We start from the raw sequence: 15,435 nt of genomic DNA, 5'->3' as shown, positions 1-15,435 counted from the left end.
CTTCAACTCAATCAATCCCCTGCGCTTTTTGAAGATGGTGCGAATAATCGATATAGACAACTTTTGTTTCTGAAAATTCGTGAATCCCCTCAATGCCCGCCTCTCGTGTGCCGTTGCCGGTTCCCTTGACGCCGCCAAACGGCAGGTGGACTTCGGCGCCAATGGTTGGTGCGTTGATGTAGACAATGCCGGCTTCGATTTTTTCCATGGCACGAAACGCAGCGTTGATGTTGGCAGTGTAGATCGATGATGATAGGCCGTACTTGATATTGTTGGCAACGTGTATCGCATTGTTGAGGTCTTTGACCGTGATGACCGAAACCGTCGGGCCAAAAATTTCTTCCTGTGCAATGCGTGCATCTGGTTTCACGTTGGTGAACAGTGTCGGCTTGTAGAAAAATCCGTGACCGTTGATTTTTGCGGGAGTTCCGCCGCAGCGGAGTGTTGCTTCTTTTTTTCCGATGTGAGTATAGCGGTCTACTTTTTCAACGGCCTGCTTGTTGATGAGCGGGCCGATGTCAGTCGTGCTTTTCAGTCCGCTGCCAAGGCGGAGCTTTTCAATGCGGCGAAGCAGTTTATTTTCAAATTCTTTTTGTATTGTGTGGTGCACTAGCACACGCGACGCTGCTGTGCACCGCTGTCCGCTCGTGCCAAAGCCCGCCCACAGCACGCCTTCGATGGCAAGGTCGAGGTCTGCGTCGTCCATGATAATAATAGGATTTTTACCGCCCATCTCAAGCCCGATTTTCTTGATGCCTGCATTGCGAAGAATGAAGTCACCGGTGCTGCGATGGCCAGTAAATGAAACAGCGCGAATGTCTTTATGCGTGATGATGCTCCTGCCAACGCTGCCACCCGGGCCCGTGACGAGATTCACCACGCCTTTGGGCACGCCCGCTTCTTCAAGAATTTTGACAAGTTCGATGGCACACAGCGGGGTGTCAGAACTGGGCTTGAAGACGACGGTGTTGCCACAAATTAACGCAGGAGCGAGTTTCCATGCAGGAATTGCAATGGGAAAATTCCACGGTGTAATGAGACCGCACACGCCGACGGGCGCACGCATGGTCATGCAGAATTTATTTTTTAATTCACTTGGTGTGGTGTGGCCGAAGAGTCTTCTTCCTTCGCCTGCCACGTATTCAAAAACATCAATCGCTTCCTGCACATCACCTCTGCCTTCTTTGAGCACTTTACCCATCTCGATGGTGACGATTCTGGCGAGGCGCTCCTTGTTTTTTTTCAGAAGATGTGCAACGTCAAACAGTATTTCGCCACGCTTCGGCGCGGGAATATCTGACCACAGTGGAAATGCTTTTTTTGCAGCGTCGACTGCTTTCTGAACGTCTTTTTCATTTCCCTGCTGGAATCGTCCGATTGGTTTTTCAGTTGCCGGGTCGAGACTCTCAAAGGTTGTGCCTGACGAAGAAGAAATCCATCTGCCATCGATGTACTGCTGATACGTCTGCACAAAACACCTCTTTTTGAGAATTAAAGACTATTGTCTTTATATTGTTTATCTCTTGACGCGTTCGTATCGCCCAATCAATTCCGCCTTCTCAAGAATGTGCCCCTGCATCACCTTTTCGACGTCTGCTTTTGTCGCACCTTGTTTCAGGGAAAGCATCGTATCCAGCGCGTACACCTTGAAGAAATATCTATGCTCGCGGTCCGGCGGGCATGGCCCTTGATAGGTAAGGCCTGCTGATGTATTTTTTCCAGGTATGCCGCTCGGCTGGCTGTGTTCCTTAATCAGCGTTGTGTTTGTCGGCATATTAAAAACAACCCAGTGATCCCATGCCTGAACGCCAAACTTGGTGCGCACAAAATCAGGAATGTCCGGATCATCAAAAATCAGCACGAGACTTTTCGCAGTTGGTGGCACATCAGAAATATGCAGTTCCGGATTGATGTTCGCGCCGTCACAGGTATATTTGCTGGGAATTTTTCCGTTGTGGCCGAAGGCGGGGCTGGTGAGTTTCATATTCACTCACACTTTACACGTCGTACATTTTGCCAGAACCCGTTTCTGCGCTATTTCCATTGCTGCTTGCCGCGGACTTATTTTTCTCTTTTTTGCAGATTCAAGAACAAGCCTGGTGTTTTTCACAATTTTTTCCTCAACCATCTTAAACATTTTTTCCGGTGTGCCGCCGATGTATTCCACATAGCTGCTGATAACGCCGCCGGCGTTCGCCACAAAATCAGGCACGATAAGAACGCCTCTCTTTTCAAGAAGCGCTTCAACTTCAGGCGTCATGGCGATGTTGGAACCCTCAACAATCAATTTCGCTTTGACTGAAGGAACATCAGCGTCAGTAATCACATTTGGAATCGCTGCAGTAATGAGAATATCGACCAGTTGTTTGATAACATCATGGCCCGGCACCACTTTTGCGTCTTTGTCCTTATAATTAACGACCGAACCGGTTTTTTGTTTTGTCTCAAACAATTTTTTGTAATCAATGCCTTTCAGGTTGACGAGGCATCCGCGGGAATCAGATACGGCAACAAGTTTCGCGCCATGGTCAGTCAGAAACTGCGCGGCGAATGTGCCGACATTGCCGAATCCTTCGACGGCAAACGTCATTTTTTTCACATCCCATCCAAGATGCTTCAGCGCAACGAGCGTTGCGTGATACACACCGAAACCTGTGCTTCCTAATTCATGAGGGATACCGCCCATGCTTTTCGGCTTGCCGGTGCATGATTTTTTCGAGCCGTTCTTTTTTGCAAACCATTCCATCTCTTCTTCGGCGGTGTTCATGTCCGGCGCCGCAACATACAAATCCGGGCACACGATTTTGAGGGCTTCAGCAAACGCTTCGATGATTTCCTTCTTTTTTTGCTTTGAGAATGTTTTTGGGTCAGCGCTGATGCCAGACTTCGCGCCGCCAAACGGCAGGTCTGCCAAGGCATTTTTCCAAGTCATTGTCCGTGCGAGATGGAAAACTTCCTCTTTGTCAACGCTGGGCGTCATGCGAATGCCGCCCTTGCCCGGACCAAGCGCCGTGTTGTCAATTACGAGAAAGCCATGCATGCCGACTTTGGCATTGTACACTTCGATTATTTTTTCCGGGCCAAATGCATCGAAATCAACCATGGTTCACCTTGCGTTTATTTCAGTTTCAGCGCTTTTTTTAGCTCTTTTTCATCGAATCCGATAATAAGTTTTCCATCAACGTCAATCACCGGCACACCCATCTGGCCGCTTTTTTCAATCAGCTCTTCGCGGGCGGATTTATTCGCCGCAACATTGAGCTCTTTAAATTTTACCTTGTGCTTTTTCAGAAATTCTTTTGCCTTGACGCACCATGGGCACGTGGGGGTTGAGTATACTTTTACCATTGACATAATACTCTTGCGTGTTTATCTTTTTTATAAATTTTCCCTTTCTTAGAATTCGTTTATCGTCGTTTTCGTCTGCTCTTTCTATGGCTGTGGTGTGACAAACGAACGAGCTTTCTGACTTTTGACGCTTTGCCTTTTCTGCTCGCGTGCCTGCTGTGCTTTTTGGCATGCTGACTAGTTTTGCTTGTTCTGTTTCTTCGTACATGCTGTGTTTTTCTTCGCGCTGTCCTTCGTTTTGTTCGTCGTGTCTTTTGTGCCATGTGAGTAAAATGTCGGCCACTGGACTCGGTGAAAAAGTGCCTTACACCCTGCTGGTCATCGACTTAACCTGCCAGCGTTGTTAAAGGTTATCTTTCTCGCTCCACAGATCGGCGTTCCGGGCATAGGTTTCGTAAGGTGAGTTATAGTCCAGACACCTTATTTATGGCGCATACCCGACAGAGGCGTCTGCGGTAACATCCTTTTCAGGACAACCGAATTGTCTGGCCAACACCAGTACACAGATGTTTTTATTTAAATAGTTGTAGTACCACTCAAAAGTGCGAATCTTCTTTTTCCTGCTTTATCGGTACTGCCACATCGTTTTCAATTCAACAAACCATTTCAGAAACGCGGGAATAATTCCGGTCAGCACAAAATCTTTTTTTACCAGGATACCATTCCATGTGCCGAGGCTGATGACCATAGGGCGCGGTGCGGAGTTGTATTCCTTGAGCGCCTCTTTTTTTTCGAGCGCGCGAATGTTGTGAACAATAACTTTTGCATGCTCTTCGGCATTCTGCGCTGTTTTTTCTTCAGGGATAGCAGTGATGTCACCGGCAATAAAGATGTTTTCGTATCCTTTTACCTGCAGATACACGCTGGTGTACACCTGGTTTTTCTCGTCCATGCGCTCGCTAAAATGTTTCATCATGAAATGAGTGTTTGGCTTGATGCCCGTGCACAAAAAAGCAAGGTCTGCCGTAATTTGTTTTCCAGCAGGTGTTGCATACCGATTGCCAGTGCTGCCGATAATTTTCTCGTTGAAGAGTATCTCAACGCCCCTTTTTTTCAGGAATTTTTCTGCGTGCTGCTGCGCCTTGGCAGGCATGCGTGGCATCAGTGCATCGTGGGAATGCACAAGAATAACATGCTTGTCATAATATTCAGCCGCAATTTCTGCAGCAAGCTCAACCCCCACAATGCCGCCGCCGATGATAAGAATTTTTTTTGCCTGCATCAGTTTTTCATAATAGGTGTGAAGCGTTGCGCCGCGGGTGGCAGAAACAACATTCTGCTGCTTGATCGGCAGGTTGTACGTCGAGCCGCTGCTCACGACGAGATAATCAAACGGGATGCGCTGCTTTCCGACGGCAACGTCGTGTTCAGTGACTTCAATCACTTCGCCTTGAATGAATTTTGCTTTTTTCAGGTACTGCTGGTGCAGCGCCTGAATTCTGCCAAGATGGAGCGGCTGGACAATCGTGCGAAGCACGCCGGGAGTAAATTCAAAGTAGTCTTTTGTATCAATGAGGGTAACGCTGAATTCTTTGTCTTTTTGCAAATGGCGTGCAACATATGCGCCTGCAAAGCCGCCGCCGACAATCACCACGCTCTTTTTTTGGTTATTCATGAACAGTACAATAAAAAAGAAACAATAAAAAGGTATTGGTTTATACCAAACGATAACAAACTATTAAAACAACAAAAGCAGGTACCATGCACATGCAACTCTTCACCAAAAAATACAAGTATGTCATCCATGAGCACCATGCTTCGCACCTGCACTGGGACCTTCGCCTTGAACACCACGGTGTGCTGAAGTCGTGGGCCGTACCAAAAAAGCCGTCGCCGAATCCTGCCGTGAAACGGCTCGCAATTCAGGTTCCTGGCCACGCGCTGTCCTACGCGAAATTTCATGGCACGATACCAAAAGACCACTATGGCGCCGGCATGGTAAAAATTTGGGACTCTGGGTGGCATGAGCTGCAGGCATGGACCAGCACGAAAGTGATAACAAAACTCCATGGCAGAAAATTAAAAGGACTGTATTGTTTGACCAAATTCCCGCAGTCAGGGCCAAAGAACTGGCTATTTTTTAAAAAGAAGGAAACAAAGATGAAGAAGGGATACAGAAAAGGTAGGTTTTTATAGGGTTGCTTATTTCCCCAACTGATGAGCCTCAACAACGATGTGAGTGAAGTAGTCCGGCATGCAACGCACACTCCGTGGGTTGCTGAAAACCTGTGGCTGCTATACAGACACGACGTTGATACCTACCGGCACAGTTGTCGGGTAGGGATTCGAAGTGTTGAACTCGGCATATTGGATGGAGTTGAAAAACAAACATATGCTCTGCTCGCGGTGTGCGGCCTTCTGCATGATATTGGAAAAACAAGCGTGCCCAGCAAGTATTTGAACAAGAATGGCCCTCTGACGCCGGACGAGCAAGAAGTTATGGATCGCCATCCGCTCCGCGGATTTATGCTTCTCAAAAGTGACCATCGGGTCCCTCCAGAAGTGCTGCGCTCAGTAGTGAGCCACCATACGTGGCAGCGGCGCAGGTATCCTGACAATGTTCCGGCTCTGGCGGGGATCAGCAGAGAAATTGCACAGATTGTCGCGCTCGCTGATAGCTACGACGCGCTCACCAGTGAACGCGCGTATAAGAAAGCCCTACCACATGAGAAGGCAATTGATATTCTCCGCGCACAATATACCGGCGAACCGAGATTGCTTGAGCGTGCTGAACGGCTGGAGCCTTTAGTGAAGATGCACTAAGTTCGGTCAAGAAAAAAAGAGAAATAAAAAATTTAAAATTTCCTCAGCAGAAAAATTCTGTCTGTGAGGTTAGTTTTTTGTCTGACGTTCGAATCTTCAGCTGCAATATGTTTGCTGACTTCGTTCCGGTTGGGCCAAAGTGGCGCAGTGGCACTTCGAACGTACAGGTTGCTGTTGCACCCGGCTCAACAACGTCTGTTCCACATGCTTCCTTGACACCTTTGCTTAACCGTTGACCATTGACCGAGAAGCCGGTTGGATTTTTTGTAGTCACATCGCCAGGTTTAACATAGTCAAGGTGTACAGGAAATGTTTCCTTGTTCTTAAGCTGGAATTCGAGCACGTCAGTTCTGAAGCCGGTTGACTTCAAGCACTTGATGCCGCCAAAGAAGGAACCTTGTTCCCAGACCATGGGATCGTATGCTCCTGCGCGTGAGCCGGTCATTTCTGACTGGACTTCAACTTCTGATGGTACGAGCACTCCTTCATCAGTATCTACTTCTTCATCCGCAGGTGCCGGTTGTACGGCCTCGGGTGCTGCAGGCGCAGGCATTTCTGGCGCCTTTCGCGTGAAGATGAGAATCAGCACGACAATTACCACAACTGCTCCAACAATCCAACTCGTTGGAAACTTTGAGCGTGATGAATGCGAGCTCGGCGCAGCAGATGCTTGTTTTGCTGCATGTTTGGCTTTTTTATGTTTTGCCATTGACCATACACCTCCAGTGTATCAGATTGTGATTATATTTGTTTAATAGTTTAATATTCATAGGCCAATATATATTGAGATTAATACAGCGTTGTTTGTTTAAAAAGATTGTGTTTTTGAAAAGGGAGAACGGCTAAGATGAGTGTAAACAAAACAGTTTAGCACTAAACGATAGTGCCATTTTAGGAGGCGGTGGTTGAGAAAATTTAAAAGAACAGAAGTATAAAAAGCATGGAAAAAGAATAAAAAGAACAGAAGAGAAGGAGAGAAAAGAAAAAAGAGGAAAAGAAAGAGGCACCCATGATTCAAAACATCCATGCACGCCAGATTCTTGACTCGCGCGGCAATCCGACCATTGAAGTGGAAATGTGTTCGCCAAAAGGAATGGTGCGCGCATCTGATCCATCCGGCGCGTCAACCGGCGCACATGAAGCTGTGGAACTGCGCGACAAAACACGTGCGTATCACGGCAAAGGCGTGCTCCGTGCCGTGCAGAGTGTTAACAAAATCATTCGGCCGGTGCTGATAGGAAAAACGCCGGAGCAGACAGCGGTTGACAATACTCTTCTGTTTCTCGACCACACGCTCAATAAGTCACGGCTCGGCGCCAACGCAATGCTCGGCGTGAGCATGGCTACAGCACGGCTTGCTGCGCTGGAAAAAAACAAGTCTCTGTACGAACACATCGCATCGCTCGCCCACACACGGCCGATACTGCCGATGCCGTTTGCTAACATACTCAACGGCGGCAGGCACGCTGCCGGCGGACTGCCGATTCAGGAACTGATGATTGTGCCAACGCACGCACGCACTTTTGCGCAGGCAACACAGATGGTGGTGGAAACATACGACGAACTCAAACAATTAATTGCACACCGATATGGAAAACAATGGACGCTCGTCGGTGACGAAGGAGGATTTGCCCCGCCGCTCAAAGATGCGTTTGAGGCGCTCAATCTTATTGAAGAAGCAATCTACCGTGCCGGCTACAAAAAACAGATGAAGATAGCGATTGACGCAGCTGCGTCAGAATTCTACAACAAAAAAACAAAAAAATACACCATAGGCAGAGACATGAGCGCAGACAAGCTGACGGACTATTACTGGACACTCCTCGAGGATTATTCGATTATTTCTCTCGAAGACCCATTCGCTGAAGACGATTTTGACGCATGGCAGAGCCTGATGCAGCACATTCGTGGCAAAAAAATAAAAAAACTCCAGCAAGGGTTTCAAATCGTCGGCGATGACCTGCTCGTGACTAACATCAAGCGCATTGAAACCGCACTCGAAAAAGAATTGTGCAACGCGCTGCTGCTGAAAGTCAACCAAATCGGCACGGTAACCGAGGCGCTTTCCGCTGCAAAAGTCGCGATGCACTACGGCTGGAAGGTCATGGTGAGCCACCGCTCCGGCGAAACAGAAGACTCATTCATCGCTGACCTTGCCGTTGGCTTGGGCTGCGGCCAGATAAAATTGGGTGCGCCATGCCGTGGAGAACGGACAGCGAAGTATAACCAGCTGCTGCGAATTGAAGAGGAGCTCGGGAAGAAAGCACGCTACGGATGGCGATGAACGTGAAACTGCACATCTATCTCTTCCGCCACGGCCAGACGTACTATAATAGGGACCACGTGTTTACCGGCTGGAAGGATTCGCGATTAACACCGCGCGGAAAAAAAGACGCGCAGAAAATTGCTGAAAAATTAAAACACAAACGGATTGACGTTGCGTTTCAAACGCGACTGTCGCGCTCCATTGACACGCTGAAGCCAGTGCTGAAATATCATCCGGAATGCAAACGGATTATCAAGGACGACCGCATGATTGAGCGGAGCTATGGAAATGTACAGGGGCACCACCATTCATGGTTTGTGAAAAAACAGGGTGAACACGACTACAAAACGCTTTTGCACTGGCATAAGATGGACCACCTGCATGGAAAGCAAAGAGAGGAGTTCATCAAAAAACATGGCGAAGCAGACCTTAAAATAATCCGCCGCAGCTATACCACCCGGCCGCCCGGCGGCGAAAGCGTCAAGATGGTCGAAAAACGCGTTCGCTCATTCATTAAGGATTTGCTGAAGATAATGAAGCAAAAAAAAGTCAATGTCGCTATTTCTGCACACGGTAATTCAATGCGGCCGTTCCGGAGATACTTTGAGCATCTCACCGTCCCCCAAATGATGAAACTGGAAAATCCGTGGGACGATTATTTTGAGTATGTGGTTGAAATAAGATAAAACCTTTCTGCGCAAAAGAGTAGACGACAAAAAAATGCTGTTCCGGCGCAACCGGAATCTTTTCGGATTTCTTGCTTTGTTTCGGAACTATTTCGGCAGTGCCGCATACGTTCCGGCGCCGCCGGAAATCTTCCGGATTTTGAGGAGCAACGCATATTAAGAAGAGTATCTTAGAGAATGAAAAAAAGAAAGAAAAAAAGTCGCATAACCAGTATGCACTCAGTTGAAACCTATAAACTCAAAAATGAACCAACTATATAAAATTTTCGTTCATCATGCCGGGGTCGCATAATCCGGTATTGCACTCAGTTGAAACCTGAGGTGCCCTACACGGGCTATCTGGGTTCAAAGCGTGGTGCATAACGGTTTAATGCATCAGGGTGAAAATCCCAGCCCCGGCGCTTATTCATTTGATAAAAAAAGAAAAAAACGGCGATGCACCAACTGGTGCAAGTGACTGAAAACTGAAATTGGTCGCTCAAAGAGCACGTAGTTGAAACCTAAATGGAGGATATACCATTGCAGATATAAATACTTTTCGTATGCCGGGGTCGCTCAACTAGGTAGAGCACGTAGTTGAAACCTACGCGTCCGCAAGGACTTCTGGGTTCAAACTCCGTTGGGTCAAAAACCCTCTGGGTGAAAATCCCAGCCCCGGCGCGTTTTTCCTTTAAGTTTTTATACCACCACCTATTTTCACCAACCATGCACCTCTCTGAACTGAAAGGAAAAATACCGGACAAGGTATATGAAATCTACGAAAAAGCAAAGCTTGGCGAGCTCCGGCCCTGTCAGGAAAAGGCATTGAACGCAGGCCTGTTTGAAGGAAAAAGTCTGGTGGTCTGCACGCCAACCGGCTCGGGGAAAACATTTGTTGCAGAGCTTGCCATGATAAACATGGTGCTGACAAAACACGCCGGCAAAGTCGTGTATCTGGCACCGCTGAAAGCGCTGGCAACTGAGAAATACAAGCAGTTCAAGCAGCGCTACGGCGCGATGATGAACATTGCGCTGTCCATCGGCGACCTTGACCGCCCAGAGGTGCATCTTGCACGGCAGGATGTGATTATTGCAACGTCTGAAAAAATGGATTCAGTCATACGGCACACGGCGCCGTGGGTGAAAGACATCCGCCTGATTATTGTTGATGAAATTCATTTGTTGAATGATACCAGCCGTGGCCCGACACTTGAAATTCTTCTGACGCTACTCCGGCGGATTCTGAAAAACGTCCAGATTCTCGGCTTGAGCGCGACGATTGGCAATCCGGAAGAGCTCGCGCAGTGGCTTGGCGCCGACGTAGTTCTTGATACCTGGCGGCCGGTGGAACTGCGGAAGGGCGTGTATGTGGATGGAAAAGTGACGTTTCATCACTTAAGAAAAGAATAAAGATCAGATAGGAAACGCAACGCTGTCCCGACACTAACTGCTACGACGTCAAAAAAAAGCAGCCAAGGAATAAGTGCACGATTCCACTTTTTTTCTAATTCAAATTGGTGCTGCAGGTACTGTTCTGAATCTCGGCGCAACAGTTCATAATCATGTTCTGCACGATCAGTTACTTCGGCAAATGGTACACCTTTCAGAAGATAGTAGCGTGTTTCAGGGATGTGCGCTGCGCCTGCGAGTAAGCGTTTTTCTGGCGCAGGGTCAGCGCGAAGAAATGCAGCCATATACATCGAACGGCGTGCACAACTTTGCCTAAATTTGGAAAGTCGACTATATAATTCCAAATCAACATACGCAGGTAAGCGTATTTTTTCATCGCGACGGCCTGCTATTTTGATTCCTGAAGAAACAAATAATCCACGAGTGACTTCAACAGGCACATTAAAATGCCGTAGGTCATTTTCAAAGACGGCGTCAGAAGTCTGGGATAATTCAAAACGACGTTTTAAGTTAGAAGGAAAGCTGTTGATAATCAATCCACGTACCCGAACCATATCATAAAATGTTAAAACACTATGGTCAAGAAGCTCGTTTACCGGTGCGGCTGGACAAAGATAACGAAGATATTGTTCACAATAGGAGCTCGGCCCTTGCATTGCATCACTCAGTATTTTTTTTGCTTCATCGCTGTGAGTGGCATGGTGCTGAATTCCTGCAAGGCGATACACCATTCCATCAACCACCACATCTTCTAAGGGAAAAACAGCGTGCGGCTCTTTCCGTATTGCTTCATTCCCAACACGAACTATTTCTCGCCTCCATTCATCGCTCAAAAACAAAAGAAAGGCATCCTGCGATGTAAATTTTTTACCATGCGAATCATACAGGGCAAGGAGTTCATCAATAGACATGACACTCATGATTTCTTCATACGTCAGAACAGGTTCTGATGAGGGTGATTGAGGCGCTGGCTGTGGCATATCTCCGCAGGTAGAGCCCCTCTTGATAAACCTTTCTCAAGGATACAGGAGATAGAGTCACAAACTATTTAAATAAAAGCGCGTGCCAAAGCGCCTATGGTACACCACAAGGACCAGCGAATTGGCGTTTTTATTGACGTGCAGAATATGTATTATTCTGCAAAGAACTTGTACGGCCTGAAAGTTAATTTTGCCATGATTCTCAAAGCGGCAATTCGCGGCAGAAAACTTACCCGCGCAGTCTGTTATGTTATCAACGCCGATGTCAAGGGGGAAAAGGATTTTCACCAAGCCCTTGAAAAAATCGGCTACGAAGTCCGTGCCAAGGATCTTCAAATTTTCTTCGGCGGCGCAAAAAAAGGCGACTGGGACATCGGTATTGCCATGGATGTCATGCGGCTTGCCGCGAAAATTGATGTTGTCGTGTTGGTATCCGGCGACGGAGACTTCCAAGACCTGTTGGAACACGTTGAAGCGCTCGGCTGCAGAACTGAAGTCATTGCTTTTGGCAGAACCGCGTCATCAAAATTGAAAGAAACTGCGCACGAGTTTTTGGATATGGACCGATATCCATCGAAGTTCTTGATTGGCTATCACCACCGTGCTGCACCGCATCACGCAACTCATGCAACCGCGCATCATCCAGCGCACGCACCTGCTGAAGGAGGGCCTGACCATGCTCCAGCTCACCACGAGTAACTTCAAGAGCACCATCGGAAATGGGGTCACGGTGGTTGACTTCTGGGCAGAATGGTGCGGCCCTTGCCGAGCACTGGCGCCTGCGTTTGAAACGGTGTCTGGCGAGCTCAAGACGATTACATTTGCAAAGCTCAACGTCGATGAGGAACGTGAGCTTGCCCAAGACCACGGCGTGATGAGCATACCCTGCCTGATTGTGTTCAAAAACGGGACAGAAGTTGACCGGCTCGTTGGAAATATGAGCAAAGAGATGTTGAAGCAGAAACTGGTGAAATGGAATTAAAGAGTTTCAAGCAATCGGACGTTTTCAAGGCCTTCAAAATGAGCGTCGCTGGTAATAAGCAACGCAGTAGTATTCTTTGCTGATGCATAGATAAGTGCGTCAATGGCCGGAAGCTTAAACCGTGTTGAAACATCTGCTGCTTCAAGACAAACAGCAGGAGAAAGTTCAGCAATAATGCCGCGGGAGATCATCAGGTTGAGGGCAATTTCAATTTTGATGGCAGCATATTTTTCCTGCAGAAGTTTTCGTTTGACTTCAAAGAGGGAGAGGACCGAGGTCACTAGGTGATAGTCAGAATTCTCGATGATAGAACGTGCCGCACTGTTTTCTTCAAAAAAATAGGCAAGCCAAAATGATGAATCAGCAAAAATTCTAGAAGCGGTCAGTTTCATCACGCAATCCCTCAAGAATTTCCTTCATATTTTTTTTCCCAAGAAAACCGTACAAGGATTTTTTGGGAACAGCGGCTGTGTTCATCAGCTTTTTGATGACCTCATCGTAGGACTCTGCGTGCATTGTTTTGCGCAACTGCTGCAACTGATCGCGCGTCTCGTCCATGACCTGTATCGTTGTCGCCATAGACTATAGCTTATAGCCCATAGTATTTAAAGGTTGCGGATTTTGGCACTATCGGCGCCTAAAACAGGATAATTGCCGCAAAGTATATATAGATGGCCCCCTTTCTTCACTTAAAAGGAACAGGTTTAGCCTTGTTCTTAGTAGTGTGCTGAGGTTGGAACTATGGTTGTCTTTCAGAGAATTAGTGGTTATAAGAAAATTTCATTCTGCAGACGGTGTACTGCAAAGATGGTCAATGCAAAGCCGTCGGAAATTTACTGCGACCCGTGCGTCAAGTTCTTTCACAAGGTATCTGGGCGCGCAGCGAGTGCGTAAAATCGATTTTTGAGTAAAGAAGGTTTTTTTATTTTTTTGGGAATAATCGTAAAATCAGAGCACTAAAGCTCTCCCCTTCTTGTTTTAGCTGAACAAGATTATTATACATCTCCAAGCTTATTCTGACAGATTTTCGATTTTTATAGGGCATAGGTTCCATATACGAAACGTGCTATTTTAAGCTTCTGAATTCCCAACAGAACAGTTTAAGCGTTTAAATACCGACTTTCGAGTAGCAACAGCCGCAACGCTTAAATAGGGCTGCGCTACTACTACGAGCGCAATGGGACGCACCATACAATCAGTAGACCAACTGGCCTTACACTTCCCTGAAAGAACAGGTTTTGAATTACCATCTCATCTATCTTCTTCGGAAAGACAGCCGCGATATACGATGGTGCACGGTGTGCCGATTGTTATTGTTGACCCGCACAATGAGGTGTTTTATTATTGGGCATTGGCACGAAGAAACCTTGACGAGCCGGCAATGCTGATGCATACTGATGATCATTCGGACACGGCACCTACGGGCTTACCGTTCTTTGAAGAATATGCCGGAAAAAAAATCGGAGAGGCATCTTCTGAACAGTTATGGGATTACACACAACGACTCACTATCAGTGATTTCATCGAAGCAGCGGTTGTTGCGGATTTGATACAACCAGACGTAGTTTGGTTCAACCCCCGTTCTGAATACTATCAGGGCCGGCTTGTTCAGTACCGACATCAAGCTCCAGACCGGTATGCTCTGGAAAAAGTTGGAGAGGAAGACATCCAACGCGGCCAGCGCCCAAAGAATCCGTTTCTCAACAGTTCGCCAGCTATATGGGACATTGATTTGGATCAGTTTTCAGGGTGCCACCCGCGTTTCCCTGAAGTTCCGTTTTATGGCAGAATGAAGGTTGACGAACATGTACAAAGAACAACGGACTTTCTCCGGCATTGTGCGCGCCCCGTTTTAGTAACCATCGCCGAATCCCAGACACCACACACTTATTGCCCACCCGCTGACCTTGAATACGTCACCGAAAAAACACTCGCCATGCTCGACGAGGTGCTGCGATGAACTGCACCTTCTGCACCTATGAATGGATGCCGCGCATAGAAAATCCAAAAGCCTGCCCACGATGCAAAACCCGGCTTGATTACCCGTACAAAAAAATTGATGTAAGAAAAATGCTGAACGAGGTGGAGATGTAGCCCTCCAGACACCATAATGAAAAAAATAGCACAAAAGACCCACGGAGATGAACACTATGGCATTTGACATTCAACGAGCACAACGCCACCTTCTCGACCGGCTTGATGAGGAGTATGAGCACAGCATCAGAGCAGGCGTGCGTGATGCAATGAAACATCGTATCCTTAATTCCGGAATGGAAGAAGGAGAAACAATGATCGACAGCATTGATGAAGAAACTATATCCGGCCTTGATGCAGAAATCGCCGACCGAGTGTTCATCCGGGAAAATTCACCGCATGTCATTGGGTACGGTAGCCGGCAAATTGTACTGCGGCTTGGGAATGGCGCTGTTGCAAAAGCAAATCATGCAGACGAAAACCAACAGATAGAAGGATGGCATGTTCTCCACCTGAAACGGTTTTATGCGCCCAGCATGTATTCAGTTTCTCATACGCTCCGCGAAATTGCAGAACAGCATCAGTTGGCATACGGAGTTCCGGCACATTATTACACCGTTGTCGAAAAAGATCATGATGGCAGAATAATTACAATGGAAGATGCGGGAGCGCAACGTGCACCGTTCGTGATTTGTGAAGACCTAAGTGAAGACGGTGATAAAAAAGTTGAAGATCTTAATGTCAATCATTTCACCGTACTTTCCAATGGCCATGAGTTATTGCATGCGTACGACAAGATTCTTGAATTTTTCAAAAGCACATTTCAGAGATATCAGGAGTACCACGAAGAACAAGATGAAGCACAAAAAAAACAGCTCAAACCAGGATATAAAGTTGTTGCCGTAGGCCATCGAAGCCATGAATATCATCCGGTTAACGCCATCAACAAGATGCTGCTTGTGCAGATAGACCCAAGAACAGAAGAAGGCCGCATTTTCTGCGGCGACCTTGACCATCTGCTGGTTCAGAAACTGGAGTAGCCAACAC

Annotated in this window: 19 protein-coding genes and 2 tRNA genes; 12 read left to right on the top strand and 9 right to left on the bottom strand. The window is 47.3% G+C overall.

The features are described from left to right. Positions 1-7: 7 nt before the first annotated feature. The 5 genes from Q7R76_02455 to Q7R76_02435 form a co-directional block, all read right to left on the bottom strand. Positions 8-1,471, bottom strand: a complete 1,464-nt coding sequence (locus Q7R76_02455; GenBank protein ID MDO8642430.1) for an aldehyde dehydrogenase family protein — start codon at positions 1,469-1,471, stop codon at positions 8-10. Positions 1,472-1,516: 45 nt separating this feature from the next. Further along, entirely contained in the window at positions 1,517-1,984 is a 468-nt protein-coding gene (locus Q7R76_02450) for a YbhB/YbcL family Raf kinase inhibitor-like protein (GenBank protein ID MDO8642429.1), read from the bottom strand. A 6-nt stretch (positions 1,985-1,990) separates the two neighbouring features. Beyond that, complete coding sequence (locus Q7R76_02445; GenBank protein ID MDO8642428.1) at positions 1,991-3,103, bottom strand: Glu/Leu/Phe/Val dehydrogenase; 1,113 nt, start codon at positions 3,101-3,103, stop codon at positions 1,991-1,993. 14 nt (positions 3,104-3,117) lie between these two features. Further along, entirely contained in the window at positions 3,118-3,348 is a 231-nt protein-coding gene (locus Q7R76_02440; protein ID MDO8642427.1) for a glutaredoxin domain-containing protein, read from the bottom strand. Between the two features lie 565 nt (positions 3,349-3,913). Next, entirely contained in the window at positions 3,914-4,963 is a 1,050-nt protein-coding gene (locus tag Q7R76_02435; protein MDO8642426.1) for an FAD-dependent oxidoreductase, read from the bottom strand. Positions 4,964-5,049: 86 nt separating this feature from the next. Between Q7R76_02435 and Q7R76_02430 the strand changes: the two genes are divergently transcribed. Continuing rightward, positions 5,050-5,484: a DNA polymerase ligase N-terminal domain-containing protein gene (locus Q7R76_02430; GenBank protein MDO8642425.1), complete on the top strand. Its 435-nt coding sequence runs from the start codon at positions 5,050-5,052 to the stop codon at positions 5,482-5,484. Between the two features lie 21 nt (positions 5,485-5,505). Next, complete coding sequence (locus tag Q7R76_02425) at positions 5,506-6,111, top strand: HD domain-containing protein (protein ID MDO8642424.1); 606 nt, start codon at positions 5,506-5,508, stop codon at positions 6,109-6,111. Positions 6,112-6,154: 43 nt separating this feature from the next. On the opposite strand, the gene Q7R76_02420 is transcribed toward Q7R76_02425, so the two are convergent. Continuing rightward, entirely contained in the window at positions 6,155-6,820 is a 666-nt protein-coding gene (locus Q7R76_02420) for a hypothetical protein (GenBank protein MDO8642423.1), read from the bottom strand. Between the two features lie 300 nt (positions 6,821-7,120). On the opposite strand from Q7R76_02420, the gene eno reads away from it, so the two are divergent. From eno to Q7R76_02395, 5 genes are all read left to right on the top strand, one after another. Continuing rightward, positions 7,121-8,395 carry a phosphopyruvate hydratase gene (gene eno / locus Q7R76_02415; GenBank protein MDO8642422.1) on the top strand — a complete coding sequence of 425 codons (1,275 nt, stop codon included), beginning with the start codon at positions 7,121-7,123 and terminating at the stop codon, positions 8,393-8,395. Between the two features lie 2 nt (positions 8,396-8,397). Next, positions 8,398-9,063, top strand: a complete 666-nt coding sequence (locus Q7R76_02410; GenBank protein MDO8642421.1) for a histidine phosphatase family protein — start codon at positions 8,398-8,400, stop codon at positions 9,061-9,063. A 277-nt stretch (positions 9,064-9,340) separates the two neighbouring features. Then, positions 9,341-9,464, top strand: a tRNA-Phe gene (locus tag Q7R76_02405). 143 nt (positions 9,465-9,607) lie between these two features. Then, positions 9,608-9,723 (top strand) — tRNA-Phe (locus Q7R76_02400). A 45-nt stretch (positions 9,724-9,768) separates the two neighbouring features. Further along, the gene (locus tag Q7R76_02395) at positions 9,769-10,452 is read left to right on the top strand and encodes a DEAD/DEAH box helicase (GenBank protein MDO8642420.1); all 684 of its coding nucleotides are present in this window, start codon (positions 9,769-9,771) and stop codon (positions 10,450-10,452) included. Here the strand turns inward: Q7R76_02395 and Q7R76_02390 are convergent. Then, positions 10,434-11,432, bottom strand: coding sequence for a hypothetical protein (locus Q7R76_02390; protein MDO8642419.1), 999 nt, complete (start codon positions 11,430-11,432; stop codon positions 10,434-10,436). The genes Q7R76_02395 and Q7R76_02390 overlap by 19 nt on opposite strands. 96 nt (positions 11,433-11,528) lie before the next feature. On the opposite strand from Q7R76_02390, the gene Q7R76_02385 reads away from it, so the two are divergent. Both Q7R76_02385 and trxA read left to right on the top strand, forming a co-directional pair. Further along, positions 11,529-12,131 (top strand): NYN domain-containing protein, encoded by a 603-nt coding sequence (locus Q7R76_02385; protein ID MDO8642418.1) that lies wholly within the window; start codon positions 11,529-11,531, stop codon positions 12,129-12,131. After that, positions 12,058-12,414, top strand: a complete 357-nt coding sequence (gene trxA / locus Q7R76_02380; GenBank protein MDO8642417.1) for a thioredoxin — start codon at positions 12,058-12,060, stop codon at positions 12,412-12,414. The genes Q7R76_02385 and trxA overlap by 74 nt, the downstream gene beginning before the upstream one ends. Here trxA and Q7R76_02375 read toward each other — a convergent pair. Then, positions 12,411-12,806, bottom strand: a complete 396-nt coding sequence (locus Q7R76_02375; GenBank protein ID MDO8642416.1) for a PIN domain-containing protein — start codon at positions 12,804-12,806, stop codon at positions 12,411-12,413. The genes trxA and Q7R76_02375 overlap by 4 nt on opposite strands. Then, entirely contained in the window at positions 12,787-12,993 is a 207-nt protein-coding gene (locus tag Q7R76_02370) for a hypothetical protein (protein ID MDO8642415.1), read from the bottom strand. Before Q7R76_02370 ends, Q7R76_02375 begins: the two co-directional genes overlap by 20 nt. 598 nt (positions 12,994-13,591) lie before the next feature. Between Q7R76_02370 and Q7R76_02365 the strand changes: the two genes are divergently transcribed. The 3 genes from Q7R76_02365 to Q7R76_02355 are packed head-to-tail and all read left to right on the top strand — an operon-like array spanning position 13,592 to position 15,428. After that, positions 13,592-14,374: a UPF0489 family protein gene (locus Q7R76_02365; protein MDO8642414.1), complete on the top strand. Its 783-nt coding sequence runs from the start codon at positions 13,592-13,594 to the stop codon at positions 14,372-14,374. Next, on the top strand, positions 14,371-14,508 hold the full coding sequence (locus tag Q7R76_02360) for a hypothetical protein (GenBank protein ID MDO8642413.1): 138 nt from the start codon (positions 14,371-14,373) through the stop codon (positions 14,506-14,508). The genes Q7R76_02365 and Q7R76_02360 overlap by 4 nt, the downstream gene beginning before the upstream one ends. A 56-nt stretch (positions 14,509-14,564) precedes the next feature. Beyond that, entirely contained in the window at positions 14,565-15,428 is an 864-nt protein-coding gene (locus Q7R76_02355; GenBank protein ID MDO8642412.1) for a hypothetical protein, read from the top strand. The last annotated feature ends 7 nt before the right edge of the window (positions 15,429-15,435 follow it).

The organism is Candidatus Woesearchaeota archaeon (genome assembly GCA_030651375.1).
GTDB lineage: Archaea > Nanobdellota > Nanobdellia > Woesearchaeales > UBA12501 > JAUSFM01.
This window is presented reverse-complemented; position numbering and strand designations above follow the sequence as displayed.

What these genes read in the sequence shown, in the direction of transcription:
- Q7R76_02445 (MDO8642428.1), bottom strand. Translation starts at nt 3,103, where the DNA reads ATGGTTGATTTCGATGCATTTGGCCCGGAAAAAATAATCGAAGTGTAC.
- Q7R76_02435 (MDO8642426.1), bottom strand. Translation starts at nt 4,963, where the DNA reads ATGAATAACCAAAAAAAGAGCGTGGTGATTGTCGGCGGCGGCTTTGCA.
- Q7R76_02365 (MDO8642414.1), top strand. Translation starts at nt 13,592, where the DNA reads ATGGGACGCACCATACAATCAGTAGACCAACTGGCCTTACACTTCCCT.
- Q7R76_02375 (MDO8642416.1), bottom strand. Translation starts at nt 12,806, where the DNA reads ATGAAACTGACCGCTTCTAGAATTTTTGCTGATTCATCATTTTGGCTT.
- Q7R76_02450 (MDO8642429.1), bottom strand. Translation starts at nt 1,984, where the DNA reads ATGAAACTCACCAGCCCCGCCTTCGGCCACAACGGAAAAATTCCCAGC.
- Q7R76_02360 (MDO8642413.1), top strand. Translation starts at nt 14,371, where the DNA reads ATGAACTGCACCTTCTGCACCTATGAATGGATGCCGCGCATAGAAAAT.
- Q7R76_02355 (MDO8642412.1), top strand. Translation starts at nt 14,565, where the DNA reads ATGGCATTTGACATTCAACGAGCACAACGCCACCTTCTCGACCGGCTT.
- Q7R76_02395 (MDO8642420.1), top strand. Translation starts at nt 9,769, where the DNA reads ATGCACCTCTCTGAACTGAAAGGAAAAATACCGGACAAGGTATATGAA.
- eno (MDO8642422.1), top strand. Translation starts at nt 7,121, where the DNA reads ATGATTCAAAACATCCATGCACGCCAGATTCTTGACTCGCGCGGCAAT.
- Q7R76_02430 (MDO8642425.1), top strand. Translation starts at nt 5,050, where the DNA reads ATGCACATGCAACTCTTCACCAAAAAATACAAGTATGTCATCCATGAG.
- Q7R76_02440 (MDO8642427.1), bottom strand. Translation starts at nt 3,348, where the DNA reads ATGGTAAAAGTATACTCAACCCCCACGTGCCCATGGTGCGTCAAGGCA.
- Q7R76_02390 (MDO8642419.1), bottom strand. Translation starts at nt 11,432, where the DNA reads ATGCCACAGCCAGCGCCTCAATCACCCTCATCAGAACCTGTTCTGACG.
- Q7R76_02385 (MDO8642418.1), top strand. Translation starts at nt 11,529, where the DNA reads ATGGTACACCACAAGGACCAGCGAATTGGCGTTTTTATTGACGTGCAG.
- Q7R76_02425 (MDO8642424.1), top strand. Translation starts at nt 5,506, where the DNA reads ATGAGCCTCAACAACGATGTGAGTGAAGTAGTCCGGCATGCAACGCAC.
- Q7R76_02370 (MDO8642415.1), bottom strand. Translation starts at nt 12,993, where the DNA reads ATGGCGACAACGATACAGGTCATGGACGAGACGCGCGATCAGTTGCAG.
- Q7R76_02420 (MDO8642423.1), bottom strand. Translation starts at nt 6,820, where the DNA reads ATGGCAAAACATAAAAAAGCCAAACATGCAGCAAAACAAGCATCTGCT.
- trxA (MDO8642417.1), top strand. Translation starts at nt 12,058, where the DNA reads ATGCAACCGCGCATCATCCAGCGCACGCACCTGCTGAAGGAGGGCCTG.